Annotated in this window: 11 protein-coding genes; 2 read left to right on the top strand and 9 right to left on the bottom strand. The window is 61.6% G+C overall.

Annotated features, from left to right (window positions below; all coding sequences use genetic code 11):
• Window positions 1-40: 40 nt before the first annotated feature.
• Together MUM_RS0128560 and MUM_RS0128555 are read right to left on the bottom strand one after the other, a co-directional pair.
• Window positions 41-3,511 (bottom strand): hybrid sensor histidine kinase/response regulator, encoded by a 3,471-nt coding sequence (locus tag MUM_RS0128560; RefSeq protein ID WP_010176447.1) that lies wholly within the window; start codon window positions 3,509-3,511, stop codon window positions 41-43.
• Window positions 3,512-3,631: 120 nt separating this feature from the next.
• Window positions 3,632-4,378, bottom strand: a complete 747-nt coding sequence (locus MUM_RS0128555) for a 3-oxoacyl-ACP reductase family protein (protein WP_010176446.1) — start codon at window positions 4,376-4,378, stop codon at window positions 3,632-3,634.
• A gap of 114 nt (window positions 4,379-4,492) precedes the next feature.
• Between MUM_RS0128555 and MUM_RS0128550 the strand changes: the two genes are divergently transcribed.
• Window positions 4,493-5,416 (top strand): LysR family transcriptional regulator, encoded by a 924-nt coding sequence (locus tag MUM_RS0128550; protein ID WP_010176445.1) that lies wholly within the window; start codon window positions 4,493-4,495, stop codon window positions 5,414-5,416.
• On the opposite strand, the gene MUM_RS0128545 is transcribed toward MUM_RS0128550, so the two are convergent.
• From MUM_RS0128545 to MUM_RS0128535, 3 genes are all read right to left on the bottom strand, one after another.
• Window positions 5,413-6,135, bottom strand: coding sequence for an aspartate/glutamate racemase family protein (locus MUM_RS0128545; RefSeq protein ID WP_010176444.1), 723 nt, complete (start codon window positions 6,133-6,135; stop codon window positions 5,413-5,415). The two genes, MUM_RS0128550 and MUM_RS0128545, sit on opposite strands and share 4 nt — an antisense overlap.
• A gap of 13 nt (window positions 6,136-6,148) precedes the next feature.
• The gene (locus tag MUM_RS0128540; protein ID WP_010176443.1) at window positions 6,149-7,678 is read right to left on the bottom strand and encodes an NCS1 family nucleobase:cation symporter-1; all 1,530 of its coding nucleotides are present in this window, start codon (window positions 7,676-7,678) and stop codon (window positions 6,149-6,151) included.
• Window positions 7,679-8,030: 352 nt separating this feature from the next.
• Window positions 8,031-8,765 (bottom strand): phosphoadenylyl-sulfate reductase, encoded by a 735-nt coding sequence (locus MUM_RS0128535; RefSeq protein WP_010176442.1) that lies wholly within the window; start codon window positions 8,763-8,765, stop codon window positions 8,031-8,033.
• A gap of 152 nt (window positions 8,766-8,917) precedes the next feature.
• Between MUM_RS0128535 and thrH the strand changes: the two genes are divergently transcribed.
• Window positions 8,918-9,535 carry a bifunctional phosphoserine phosphatase/homoserine phosphotransferase ThrH gene (thrH, locus tag MUM_RS0128530; protein ID WP_010176441.1) on the top strand — a complete coding sequence of 206 codons (618 nt, stop codon included), beginning with the start codon at window positions 8,918-8,920 and terminating at the stop codon, window positions 9,533-9,535.
• A gap of 113 nt (window positions 9,536-9,648) precedes the next feature.
• On the opposite strand, the gene pabB is transcribed toward thrH, so the two are convergent.
• Genes pabB through rloA form a run of 4 tightly spaced genes read right to left on the bottom strand, consistent with a single transcriptional unit; the run spans window position 9,649 to window position 14,052 of the window.
• Entirely contained in the window at window positions 9,649-10,989 is a 1,341-nt protein-coding gene (gene pabB / locus MUM_RS0128525) for an aminodeoxychorismate synthase component I (RefSeq protein WP_010176440.1), read from the bottom strand.
• Between the two features lie 5 nt (window positions 10,990-10,994).
• Window positions 10,995-11,981, bottom strand: a complete 987-nt coding sequence (locus MUM_RS0128520) for an alpha-L-glutamate ligase-like protein (protein ID WP_010176439.1) — start codon at window positions 11,979-11,981, stop codon at window positions 10,995-10,997.
• Window positions 11,981-13,513, bottom strand: a complete 1,533-nt coding sequence (gene rloB / locus MUM_RS0128515) for an osmotic stress tolerance membrane protein RloB (RefSeq protein ID WP_003214971.1) — start codon at window positions 13,511-13,513, stop codon at window positions 11,981-11,983. Before rloB ends, MUM_RS0128520 begins: the two co-directional genes overlap by 1 nt.
• Window positions 13,514-13,518: 5 nt before the next feature.
• Window positions 13,519-14,052, bottom strand: a complete 534-nt coding sequence (rloA, locus tag MUM_RS0128510; RefSeq protein WP_029616141.1) for a retropepsin-like aspartic peptidase RloA — start codon at window positions 14,050-14,052, stop codon at window positions 13,519-13,521.
• Between the last annotated feature and the right edge of the window lie 8 nt (window positions 14,053-14,060).

Below are 14,060 nucleotides of genomic sequence, written 5' to 3'. Positions count from 1 at the left end.
CCGAGCCGCCTGCATCGCAGGCAAGCCAGCTCCCGCAGGGTCAGAGCGGCAGGTGCCGGCTCAACAACGCCCGCAACGCCGCCGGCTTCACCGGCTTGGCCAGGTAATCCAGCCCCGCCGCATGCACCTGGGCCACCATCTCTGGCCGTCCATCGGCACTGATCACTACGCCTGGAATCGGCTCTGCCAATTGCGCCCGTAGCCAGCCCATCAGCTCGGTGCCGGTTTCGCCGTGGTCGAGGTGGTAATCCACCAGGGCCAGTTGCGGCCGTATACCCTCCGCCAGCAGCGCGGCACATTGCGCCTGGTCGCGGGCGGTCCAGACTTCACAGCCCCAGCGCGTGAGCAAGCTGCGCATGCCGATCAGGATGCTTTCTTCGTTGTCCACACACAGCACCTGGGCGCCGCTCAGCGGTTGGCCGCTTTCGAGCGCCGGCTTGGCGGGTACACTGACCTGGGTGCGCGCCAACGGCACGCGGACGCTGAAGACACTGCCCTTGCCGGGCCATGAGCGCACACTCAAGCGATGCCCGAGCACGCGGCACAAGCCGTCGGCAATCGCCAGGCCCAGGCCCAGGCCCTTTTCCGCGCGGGTCTGATGGCTGTCCAGGCGTTTGAATTCTTCGAAGATGACTTTCTGCTTGTCCTGGGGAATGCCGGGACCACGGTCCCACACCTCCAGGCACAACTCACCGCGACGGCGTCTGACACCCAGCAGCACCGGCCCGTCGGCATAGCGGAACGCGTTGGTGAGGAAGTTCTGTAATACCCGCCGCAGCAACTTGATGTCACTGTCCACCCGCAAACGACTGCCCCGCAGTCGGAAGCGCAAACCCTGCTCCTGGGCCAGCGCCTTGAACTCGGCGCCCAACGTATCAAACAGTTCGTTGAGCACGAAGGGCTGGCGCTGCGGATTGATCTTGCCGTTTTCCAGGCGCGAGATATCCAGCAGGTCGCTGATCAGGTCTTCCGCCGAACGCAGCGAACTGTCGAGGTGCTGCACCAGTTGCCGGGCATCGGCCGACATGCCGTCGTTCTGGTGGGAGAGGGCGGCGGAGAACAGCCTGGCGGCGTTCAACGGCTGCATCAAGTCGTGACTGACCGCCGCGAGGAACCGGGTTTTTGACTGGCTGGCGGTCTCGGCGACACCCTTGGCGTCGGTCAGCGCGACGTTCAGTTGGGACAGTTCATGGGTACGCTCGGTCACCCGCTGCTCCAGCCCTTCATTGGCCTCGGTGAGTGCCTGCTCGGCTTCGCGGAACGCGGTGATGTCGGTGAAACTCATGACAAACCCGCCGCCGGGCATCGGGTTGCCGATCAGTTCGATCACCCGGCCATTGGGAAACAGCCGCTCGGACGTGTGCGCGCGACCCTGGCGCATCCAGTGCAGGCGGCGCGCCACGTGCACTTCGGCCTCGCCCGGGCCGCACAGCCCACGCTCGGCGTTGTAGCGAATAATGTCGGCAATCGGCCGGCCCACGCTGATCAAACCGTCGGGGTAATTGAACAGCTCCAGGTAGCGCCGGTTCCACGCCACCAGCCGCAGGGACTGGTCCACCACGCTGATGCCCTGGGTGATGTTTTCGATGGCGCCTTGCAACAGCGCCCGGTTGAACTGCAGCACTTCCGACGCTTCGTCGGCGATGCGTACCACGTCCTCCAGCTGCATTTCCCGGCCTTCAATGGCGGCTTTCACCACCGCCCGGGTCGATGAGGCCCCCAGCACACCGGCCAGCAGGCGTTCGGTGTGGGCGATCCAGTCGTTGTCGGCGTTCTGGTTGGGGTTAAAGCCTTTGCCCTGGCGGTAGGCGAAACGCACGAAACTCTGGTGAGCCCGTTCTTCACCGACAAACCGCGCCGCGAGGCTGAGCAAATCGTTGATCTGCACCGAGAGCATCGAGCGGGCGCTGGCCCGTTGGCTGATTTCCTGGCCGATAAAGCGTCCGGCCTGCCAATGCTCCGACACCCGCGTGCGCGAGAGCATCGAGACCCACACGAACAACGTGAAGTTGCCCGCCAGGGAAAATACGGTGCCCAGCGTCAGAGAAGTCACCGATAGACCCAACGGGTGCGAATGCAACCACGTCATGCCGGGGAAAAGGCTGAACGACCAGCCGAGACTTTTCGCTGTGACCGGTAGGACCAAGGTGTAGAACCACAGGAACGTACCCGCCGCCAACCCGGCAAATACCCCGCGTCGGTTGGCCTGTTTCCAATACAGCGCACCCAGCATCGCCGGTGCCAGTTGGGTCACGGCGGCGAAGGCAATCTGCCCGATCGTTGCAAGGCTGGCAGAGGATCCCAGCAGCCGGTAACTGACGTAAGCCAGCAGCAGGATGATCACAATGCTCACCCGACGCACCGACAACATCCAGTGACGAAATACCTCAAATGGCCGTTCGGCGCTGGAGCGGCGCAGCAACCAGGGCAACAGCATGTCGTTGGAAACCATGGTCGACAACGCGATGCTTGCGACGATCACCATGCCCGTGGCCGCCGAGGCACCGCCGATAAATGCCAGCACGGCGAGGGCCGGATGGGCTTCGGCCAGCGGCAGGCTGATCACGTAGGAATCCGGCAATACCGACCCCGGAAGCATCATCTTCCCGCCGAGGGCAATCGGAATCACAAACAGCGCGGCGAGGATCAGGTACGCCGGGAACACCCACTTGGCCAGGCGCAGGTCCTGAGGGTCAATGTTTTCGACCACGGTGACGTGAAACTGCCGGGGCAGGCAGATGATCGCCATCATGGCTACGCCGGTTTGCACCACCATCGAAGGCCAATTGACGGTTTCTTTCCAGTACTCCTCCAGCCGTGGCGCGAGCATCGCCTGGCTGAACAAGTCTTCGAAACCGTCGTACAGGCCGTAGGTCACAAACGCACCCACGGCGAGAAACGCGAACAGCTTGACCAGGGATTCAAAGGCAATCGCCAGCACCATGCCCCGGTGGTGTTCCGTGGCGTCCAGGTTGCGGGTACCAAACACAATGGTGAACAACGCCAATACCAGCGACACGATCAGCGCCGTGTCTTGGGAACGGGTGCCGGTGGTATCGGTGCTGGCACCGATCAGCAGGTTCACCCCCAGCACGATGCCTTTAAGCTGCAAGGCTATATAAGGCAGGACGCCCACCAGGCAGATCAGCGCCACCACCACCGCGAGGGATTGGGATTTGCCATAGCGGGCGGCAATAAAGTCGGCGATGGAGGTGATGTTTTCCTGCTTGCTGATCAGCACCATCTTTTGCAGGACCCACGGTGCGAGCACCAGCAGCAGCACCGGTCCGAGGTAGATCGGTAAGAACGCCCACAACTGTTCGGCCGCCTGGCCTACGGCACCAAAGAAGGTCCAGCTGGTGCAATACACCGCCAGCGACAGGCTATATACCCAGGCACGCACGCGCGGTGGCAACGGCGCATGGCGACGGTCACCGTAGAAGGCGATGGCAAACATAATGGCCATATAGGCCAGGGCAACGGCGGCGATCAGCCCGCTGGACAGCGTCATGAGAACTCCAGACATAAGAACGCCCGGGCATTCCCGGCCCGGGCGAACAGTCTCGCATGATGCTTGGCGTTAGTCAGTGTCGACCAAGGTCGGAGCGTGGTGTGATGTCGCAGCTTTGCCTTACGCGCTGAAACCGCCGTCGATGGTCAGGCTGGCGCCGGTGATATAGCCGGCTTCAGGGCCCACCAGGTAAGCGACGAAACTGGCGACCTCTTCCACATGGCCATAACGGCCGACGGCCATGAAGCCGATCAGGCTCTCGGCGAAGTCACCGCTGGCCGGGTTCATGTCGGTATCCACCGGGCCTGGCTGCACGTTATTAATGGTGATGCCACGTGGCCCCAGGTCCCGTGCCAGGCCTTTGGTCAGGCCTACCAGCGCGGATTTGCTCATGGCGTAAGGGCCACCACCGGCAAATGGCATGCGTTCGGCGTTGGTGCTGCCGATGTTGATGATGCGGCCACCTTCGCCCATGTGGCGCGCGGCTTCCTGGGTGGCCACAAACACGCTGCGCACGTTGATCGCCAGGGTGCGGTCGAAGTCTTCCAGTTTGAAATCTTCCAGCGGGCCGACGGCCAGCACGCCTGCGTTGTTGACCAGGATATCCAGGCGTCCGAATGCCTTGACGGTGGCGTTGACGGCGCTGCGAATGGCGTCTGCGTCGGCGCTGTCGGCATGAATCGCCAGGGCTTTGCCGCCTTCGCGGATCACGCTGTTCTGCAATTCCTCGGCCTTGGCGGCCGAGCTGACGTAGGTAAAGGCGACGGCTGCGCCCTGGGCGGCCAGGCGCTTGACGATGGCGGCGCCGATACCGCGGGAACCGCCCTGGATCAAGGCGACTTTGCCGCTGAGGTTCTGTGTGGTCATGTCGTTCTCCAAAAGGTGTGTTGAGGTTGGAGCCGAGTATCGACCTCACCCAGCGCGCCCGGTAGACCGTGATTGCTATAGTCTGTGTAAACCAAAAGTTTAGAGTGGGGCGATATGGAAAGCTTTGGCAGTATCGAATGCTTCGTGCGCAGCGCCGAAGGCGGCAGCTTTGCCGAGGCCGCCCGGCACCTGAGCCTGACCCCGGCGGCGGTGGGCAAAAGTGTGGCCAAGCTGGAGGCGCGCCTCGGTGTACGGCTGTTCCAGCGTAGCACCCGGCGCCTGACCCTGACGGAAGCCGGCAAACTGTTCCTGGAGGAAGTCAGTGGCAGCCTCACCACCATTCAAAATGCCGTGGCCAACCTGGCCAGCGCCGAAGGCCGGCCGGTGGGCACGCTGAAAGTGAGCATGGGCACGGTGTTCGGCAACTGTTATGTGGTGCCGTTGCTGGGGGAGTTTTTAAAGCGTTTTCCTGACATCAACCCCGACTGGCATTTCGATAACCGCCAGGTGGACCTGATCGGACAAGGCTTCGATGCGGCGATCGGCGGTGGTTTTGAACTGCCCCAAGGCGTGGTCGCGCGCAAGCTGGCACCGGCGCACCGGATCCTGCTGGCTTCGCCGGCATACCTCGCCACACGCAAGCCGGTGATCGCGCCCGAGGACTTGTCGCTCTGCAACGGCATCCTGATCCGCTCACCGCAAACCGGGCGCATACGTTCCTGGCAACTCACCCACCGTACGCGCGAACAACGCCCGTTGGTGCTCAGGCCGCGCATGACCATGAGTGACTCCGGCGCCGCCTGCTGCGCCAGCGCCCAGGGCCTGGGGATTGCGCTGGTCAGCATGCCGATGGCGGTACCGTATCTGGACAGCGGCCAACTGGTACGGGTGCTGCCCGACTGGTACGTCGACGACGGCAATATCTCGTTGTACTACGCCGAACACAAACTGCTGCCCGGCAAGACCCGGGCGTTTGTGGATTTCATCCTCGAGCAGTTTGTCGAGCGCGAGCTGGGGCAACGGTTCAGTGCGATCTAGGAACGCCCCGGCCAGCCGATCACTTTCTTCGGCCTCGGCGTCGCATACGTGCGGATCTTCGAGGTCGACAGGCCCAGCCGCACCAATCCTTCGGCAATTGTCACTGCCGCCGTCACGCCGTCCACCACCGGAACCTTGGTGCGGTAGCGAATCTGTTCATCCAACCCGGCCATGCCGCCGCAGCCCAGGCAGATCACTTCGGCCTTGTCTTCGCTGATCGCCAATTCCGCCTGGCGCACGATGGCCTCCATGGCGCGCAACGGGTCTTCTTCCAGTTCCAGCACCGCCATGCCGCTGGCACGTACCGATGCGCAACGCTGATACAAGCCCGCCAGCTTCAGCCGGTCCTCGATCAGCGGCACGGTGCGGTCCAGGGTGGTCACCACCGAATAGGCGTGGCCGAGGAACATCGCAGTGCTGGCGGCCGCTTCGGTGATGTCCACCACCGGTACATTGAGCAACTCCTGCAACCCTTCGCGGCCATGCTCGCCGTACCCGGCCTGGATCACCGCGTCGAATGGCTGGTCGTAGGCCATCACCCGGTCCATCACGGCGATGGCCGCCAGGTAGCTTTCAAAGTTGCCCTCCACCGATTCGGCACCAAAAAACGGCGTCAGCCCGACGATCTCGGTGCCCGGGGACGCCACCGCCCGCGCCTGTTTGGCGATGGCCTCGGTGATGGATTCGGTGGTGTTGACGTTGACCACAAGGATGCGCATGGAATGTCCTTACTTAATGACTGACGTTATCGACTGCAATGCTTTCGCCGCTCACATCGGCGTAATACGGCTGGCGTTTGGCAAGCAGCAGGTACAGCAGCCCTGCAATACCGGCGCCAATCAGCCAGGAGAAGGGCGACACGTGGGCAAAACCGGGCAGCAGCGCGAGGAGAATGGCGATCACCGCCGCAGGAATAAACGCCGCCACCGCGCGCAGATTGACGCCGCGGCTGTAGTAATAAGCGCCATTCGGGTCTTCGCTATACAGCTGCGGAACATCCACCTGGCTTTTGCGGATCAGCCAGTAGTCGACCATGATCACGCCGTACAACGGCCCCAACAGCGCGCCCAGGCCCGAGAGGAAATACACGATCACCAACGGGCTGTTGTAGAGGTTCCACGGCAGGATCAGCACCGCCACGGTGGCGCTGATCAGCCCGGCGCGGCGGAAGTTCAGGTACTTGGGCGCCAGGTTGCTCAGCACAAAGGCTGGTGCGACGAAGTTGGCCATGATGTTCACCGCCACGGTCACGATCAGGAACGCCAGGCAACCCAGCACCAGGAAGAAGGTGTTTGGAATTGCCGCGATGATTTCCGTGGGGCTCTCGATCACCCGGCCATTGAGGTGGAACTGCCCGCCACACAGCAGCACGGTGATGGCGGCGAACACCAGGATATTCACCGGCAGGCCCCAGAAGTTGCCGACCTTGATGGTCTTGCGGCACGGCGAAGAGCGGGCGAAGTCGCAGAAATTCAGGATCAGCGTGCCGTAGATCGCCAGCCACAGCGCGCCGCCGGCGAAGATATTGCGCCACATTTCGCCACCGCTCAGCGGCTCGCGGATCGACCAGGCGATCTGGCCGCCCGCCTGAAAGTACATCCAGCCGGCCAGGGATGCCACGGTCAGCAAAATCACCGGCCCGGCGAACGCTTCATAGCGACGTACCATCTCCATGCCATAGGCGAGGATGGCCAGCTGCACAAACCAGATCGCCACGAAACACGCCCAGCCGAGGCTCGACAAGCCGAGGATTGAGTTGTGGTCGTAGTCGGCAAAACCTGGATGAACTGCCGTCAACAGCACGCGGAAAACCACCGAGGCGAGGTAGGTCTGAATCCCGAACCAGGCGATCGCGATCACCGCGCGAATCAGCGCCGGAATCTGCGCGCCATGGATGCCGAAACTGATGCGGCTGATCACCGGAAACGGCACGCCGGTCTTTTGCCCCATATAGCCGGACAGGTTCATGAAGAAGTACACCAGCGCCGCGCCGATTCCCAGGGACAGCAGAATCTGCCAGCCGCCCAGGCCCAGCGCATACAGGCCAATGGCGAAGGAGTAGTTGGCGATGTTGTGCACATCGTTGGTCCACAGGGCAAAGATACTGTAGCGGCCCCAACGTCGACCTTCGGCCTTGGTAGGCGCAAGGTCCTTGTTGTGCAGGCGCGGGCTGAGTACCAGCGGGCCGGGGCTCGCGGCCTCGGGGTTCAGGGTGGAGGAGGGCAGATCCAGTGCGATGTTATTGGAGAGACTTGTACGCATTCCGGCAGGCTCCTGGACATCAGCAGGCGGTTGGCTGATGTCAAAGTGTATGTATCTTTTTTATTGATTGTATACAAAGTGTGTTTTGCCTTAAGCCACATGCGTGCCAGATTTTCGCCTTGGAAAATGTTGGAGGATTTGGTTTTTAGAGTGATTGGAAATAAACAGCTGAATTTAAAGCGATATAAATTGACCGATTGAACAGCTATTTATTTTGCAGCGCGGGGACGGGACGGGATTTAAGCGGAGGTGCTACGCAGGAGGGTGTAACTTTTCGGTGCAGGATTTTATAAGTGCACACAAAAATGGCACCGATGGTGACATTTCTGTGTACAGGATTCTGGATCTGGCGTTACGCCTTGCTGATGATGTTTCCCGCGTGCAACCCGCATTCCTTCTGGGTTGCTTCTTCCCACCACCAACGGCCTTCGCGTTCGTGCTGGTTCGGCAGTACCGGGCGGGTGCAGGGCTCGCAGCCGATGCTGATAAAACCGCGCTCGTGCAGGCTGTTGTACGGCAACTCCAGCATGCGGATGTAACCCCAGATCTCTTCGCTGGTCATTTGCGCCAGCGGGTTGAACTTGTACAGGGTGCGTTCCGGTGTGGAGAAGGCGCTGTCGATTTCCAGCGCGGCCACCTGGCTGCGGGTGCCTGGGCTCTGGTCGCGGCGCTGGCCGGTGGCCCAGGCGCTCACGCCGGAAAGCTTGCGGCGCAGCGGTTCGATCTTGCGCACGCCGCAGCACTCGCCATGGCCGTCCTTGTAGAAGCTGAACAGGCCCTTTTCCTTGACGAAGGGTTCCAGCTTGCTCTGGTCGGGCGAGATCAGCTCGATGTCGATCTTGTAGAACTCACGCACCTGCTCGATGAACCGGTAGGTCTCCGGGTGCAGGCGGCCAGTGTCGAGGCTGAACACCTTGACGTTCTTGTTCAGCTTCCAGGCCATGTCTACCAGCACCACGTCCTCGGCACCGCTGAAAGAGATCCACAGGTCGTCGCCAAACTGGCTGAACGCCAGCTTGAGAATGTCCTGGGCGGATTTGTTGGCGTAAGTCGCGGCGAGTTCAGCGACGTCGAAGGCTTGGTTCATCAGGACGGTTCCTACAGGTCAGTGGCGCTGAGCGCTCTATAGGGGGGCGATGGTAACAAAATCCCGCCTGCGTTGCGGCGGCCAGCGTGAATCGCTAGAGTTCGGCAGTCCTTTTGCTCGCTCAACTCAATAACTTTAAATGTGAGTGTCTTGTGGAAATTGCCTGTCTCGACCTGGAAGGGGTGCTGGTCCCGGAAATCTGGATCGCCTTCGCCGAAAAAACCGGTATTGAATCCTTGCGGGCCACGACCCGGGACATTCCCGATTACGACGTGCTGATGAAACAGCGCCTGCGCATTCTTGATGAGCACGGGCTGAAACTGTCGGACATCCAGGAAGTGATCGCCACCCTCAAGCCCCTGGACGGCGCCATCGAGTTCGTCAACTGGCTGCGCGAGCGCTTCCAGGTGGTGATCCTGTCGGACACGTTCTATGAGTTCTCCCAACCGTTGATGCGTCAACTGGGCTTCCCGACCTTGCTGTGCCATCGCTTGATCACTGACGAGAACGACCGGGTGGTGAGCTACCAACTGCGTCAGAAAGATCCCAAACGTCAGTCGGTACTAGCCTTCAAGACCCTGTACTACCGGGTGATTGCCGCCGGTGATTCCTACAACGACACCACCATGCTCGGTGAGGCAGACCGCGGGATTCTGTTCCACGCGCCGGAGAACGTGATCCGCGAGTTCCCGCAGTTCCCGGCGGTGCATACGTTTGAGGACTTGAAGAAAGAGTTCATCAAGGCGTCGAATCGACAGTTGAGTCTGTAAGTTATTTGGCGTGGCTGACGGCCCCATCGCAGGCAAGCCAGCTCCCACATTTTGATGTGTGAACCCATTCAAATGTGGGAGCTGGCTTGCCTGCGATGAGGCCTGTCCAGTCGCTACAGGCCTTCCAGCGTCTCCAACAAAACCCGCACCTTGGTCATCGACTCCTGGTACTCCGCCTGCCATTGCGAGTCCGCGACGATCCCGCCGCCGCCCCAGCAGCACACCTGCCCATCCTTGACCAGCAGGCTGCGAATGGCGATGGAGCTGTCCATTTCACCGCGCACGTCCAGGTACACCAATGACCCGCAGTACAAGCCGCGCCGGGTCGGCTCCAGCTCGTCGATGATCTGCATCGCGCGAATCTTCGGGGCGCCGGTGATGGACCCGCCGGGGAAGCTGCCGGCGATCAGGTCGAGGGCGTCTTTATCGTCGGCCAGTTCGCCGGTCACGCTGCTGACCAGGTGGTGCACATTCGGATAGCTCTCGAGGCTGAACAACTCCGGGACCTTCACCGAGCCGGTACGGCAGGTGCGGCCCAGGTCGTTGCGCAGCAGGTCGACGATCATCAGGTTCTCGGCTCGGTCCTTGGGGCTGGCCAGCAGCTCGGCGGCGTTGGCCGCATCTTCCGCAGGCGTTGCACCGCGTGGCCGGGTGCCCTTGATCGGGCGAGTCTCTACCTGGCGCTGGCTGATTTTGACGAAGCGCTCCGGCGACAAACTCAACACCGCGCCATCATCCGGCAGGCTCTGAAACCCGGAAAACGGCGTCGGGCAGGCTTCACGCAGGGCGCAGTAAGCCACCCACGGGTCGCCACTGCACAGTGCACGGAAGCGTTGGGCGAAGTTGACCTGGTAGCAGTCGCCGGCCTGGATGTAGTCCTGGATGCGGGCGAGGGCCTGCTTGTAGGTTTCGGCGGTCACGTCCGGCGCCATTGGGCCTTGCAGCTTGAAGGGTGCCGGTGCGTGCATGGCCGGCTGGCTGAACAGGTTGATCAGGCGTTGCCGCTCGCTGTCCGCCAGTTTGGGGTGGAACACCAGTTGGCTGGTCTGCGCCTGGTGATCGCTGATCAGGGCCCAGGGGTACAGGCCAAAGCGCGCATCCGGCAGGTGCAGGTCGTCCACGGCCAAGTGCGGCAAGTGTTCAAGATGACGACCGAAGTCGTAGCTCAGGTAACCGATCAGGCCACCGGCGAATGGCAGCTCATAGGGCGCAGGAATGCTGGCTTCGCCCAGCAACGTCAGGTTTTCCCGTAGGCGTTGCAGGAAATCGCTGCCGCTTTCGTCGGGTTGCACCGTCAGCGTTGCCTCCGGCCAGGCGCTCAGCAGGTCATACCGGCCACGGTCGGCAGCCGGTCGGCCGCTGTCCAGCAGCACTGCGCCGGGGGCATGGCGAATCGCTGCAAAGTACTCAGCAGGGTTGGCCCGGTAGGGCAGCGGGTGTACGGAACAGCTCACTGGATTCAGCCCTCGACCGCAGGAATATGCCCAAACATTTCCTGCACAAACTTCACCCGCTCTTCTGGCGTTTCCGTTACACCGGCGGCCTTCAGCTCTTCCAGTCGGGCCTCCACCGCGTGGGTGCGCAAGGTCAGTCCGCAGTCGTTGGCAATCTGGATATTCAGCCCCGGGCGGGCGTTAAGCTCCAGGATCAATGGGCCTTTTTCCTGGTCCAGCACCATGTCCACGCCGATATAGCCCAGGCCGCACAGCTCATAGCAGCCTGCCGCGAGCTTCATGAAACCGTCCCAGTTGGGCAGTTGCACACCGTCCACCGCGTTGGTGGTGTCGGGGTGCTTGGTGATGATGTTGTTCAGCCAGGTGCCACGCAGGGTCAGGCCGGTGGCGAGGTCGACACCCACGCCAATCGCGCCCTGGTGCAGGTTGGCCTTGCCGCCTGACTGCCGGGTGGGCAAGCGCAGCATGGCCATCACCGGGTAGCCCATCAGCACAATGATGCGGATGTCGGGCACGCCTTCGTAGCTGATGCTTTTGAAGATCTGGTCGGGCACCACCCGGTATTCGATCAGCGCCCGGTCACGGTGGCCGCCGAGGGAATACAGGCCGGTGAGGATGCTGGAAATCTGATGTTCGATCTCTTCATGGCTGATGATCTTGCCGGAGACCGTGCGATAGCGCCCTTCAAAACGGTCGGCAATCACCAGGATGCCGTCACCGCCGGCGCCCTGGGCCGGCTTGATCACGAAGTCGCTGCGCCCGCCGATGATCTCGTCGAGCTTGTCGATTTCCTTTTCGGTGGAAATGATCCCGTACATCTCCGGCACATGGATGCCGGCCGCCATGGCCCGTTCCTTGGTGATGATCTTGTCATCCACGATCGGGTACAGGCTGCGCTTGTTGTACTTGAGCACGTAGTCGGCGTTACGCCGGTTGATGCCCATGATCCCTCGCGCTTCGAGGGCCTTCCAGGTCTTCCAGAAGCCGAACATTACGAGTCAGCCTTGAGGAACGCCTTGAAGCGCACCAGTTCGGTCAGGCGGTAGCCGCGATAGCGACCCATGGCCAGCATGAAGCCCACCAGGATCAACAGGATCGCCGGGAAGGTGAACACGAAGTAGATCAGCTCCGGCACGCTCATGATGATGTGGGCCAGGGACGCCGCGAACAGCGTGCCGATCGCGACTTTCATCGCATGGCCGCCACCGCGCTCTTCCCAGGTGATCGACAGGCGTTCAATGGTCATGGTCAGAATCACCATCGGGAACAGCGCCACCGACAGCCCGCGCTCCAGGCCCAGCTTGTGGCTGAACAGGCTGATGGCCGCAATCAGCACCACCACGAAGGTCAGCACCACCGATAGCCTCGGCAGCATCTGCAGTTTCAAGTGTTCCAGGTAAGACCGCAGCGACAGCCCCAGCGCCGTAATAATGGTGAACAGCACAATCCCGAAGCCCAACTGTGTCTCGCGGAACGCCAGGGCAATCAGTACCGGAGTAAACGTGCCGAGGGTCTGCAGGCCGATCAGGTTGCGCAGGATCAGGATCACCAGCACGCCAATCGGGATCATCACCATGATCATGAAGGTCTGCTGGGTTTGCAGCGGCAGGCCGTACAGGGAGTATTCGAGGAAGTTGGCGTCGGTGTTTTCGTCCGTCAGCTTGGCCAGGCGAATCGCGTTCATTTCGCTGTTGTTGAGGCTGAAGGTCACCATGGCTTTCTTGCCACCGTCGACAGTGATCAGGTTTTCATCGCCGGTCCACCACAGCAGACGGTCGGCCGGCAGGCCTTGTTCGCCGGTGTCGGGGTTGAAGTACAACCAGTCATTGCCGTTGAAGCTGCGCAGCCAGAGTTCCGGGGTTTGCGGCTGGTCGGCCACCAGGCGGATGGTGTGGACCTTTTCCACCGGTACGTGGGCGATGGACAGCAGCAACTCGACGATCTTGGCCTTGTGCGGCGTCGACGGGTCGCCCGCCAGCAGCAGCTTCACATTGTCGTCGTTGAGGTTGTTGGTGCGCTTGATGGCTTCGCTGATAAAGGTCTCGACGTCGGCCGAGTGCTGGCGGATTGGCGCCAGCAGGGCTTCGGCGGCGATTTTTTCCGGGCCTTCGACGGCGATGCTGTCGCGGAAGGTCGGGCCCTTGACCTTGACCTTTTCACCGCTGTAACGCTTGGTCAGTACCAGGCGGTAGTAGAGGGTCTGGTTGCCCTTGGCCCGGCGGGCCGACCAGGTGACCTTGCGGTTGCCGTCGAGGCGGTTGACGCTCACGCCGTAGTTATTCGAGATAAAGCTTTCATTCAGGCTGACGAAGTCGCGGCTCAGGGGCGGCACGAACATCTGGATTTTTACCGGGTCCTTGGCGCTGGCGACGAACTCGACCTTGGCGTCGATGTTCCACAGGTCGTCGGTGGCGTCCTCGGTGACGGGAATCCCCAGCACGAAAATCTGATAGGCGGTGACCGAAATGCCCAGGACCACCAATACGGCGATCAGGATTTTCAGGTGCAGATTAAGAGAGCGCATTCAAATTACTCAGCGGTATGAGCGTCGGTGGCGCAGGCAGGTTTGCCCGCCGCGTATTTAAGACTGGGGTCGACCAGCGCATCAAAGCGTTTCAGCGCTTCGGAGCCGATCAGCAGCGGGTATTGGAAGGCGCTGCGGTCAGTCAAGTTCACTTCGATGCTGCGTAAAGCGGTGCCCATGCAGATGTCCAGGGCAATCACTGGACGGGCGGTGTAGTTCTTGTCTTCATCGGGGTCGTAGTCACCGGCGCGGCGCTTGATCTTGCTCACGCGGGCCAGGGGACGCTCGATGGGGTGGGAATGGGCGGTGTCGATCGCCAGGTAAAAGCGCACCCAGGATTCGCCGTTGCGCTTGAAACGCTTGATGTCGCGGGCGCTCAACGATGCGGTCTTGGCGCCGGTGTCGAGTTTGGCGGCCACTTCCAGGTCAATGCCGGCCAACTTGGCGTATTCATTGAGGCCATACACGGTCTTCTCGGCAGCAACGCCAAGGCCCGGTACAAGCATTAAAAGCAAAAGGGGGAAGGGCTTGAGTCTCATAAATCCTG

Source organism: Pseudomonas sp. PAMC 25886, assembly GCF_000242655.1.
Taxonomy (GTDB): domain Bacteria; phylum Pseudomonadota; class Gammaproteobacteria; order Pseudomonadales; family Pseudomonadaceae; genus Aquipseudomonas.
This window is presented reverse-complemented; position numbering and strand designations above follow the sequence as displayed.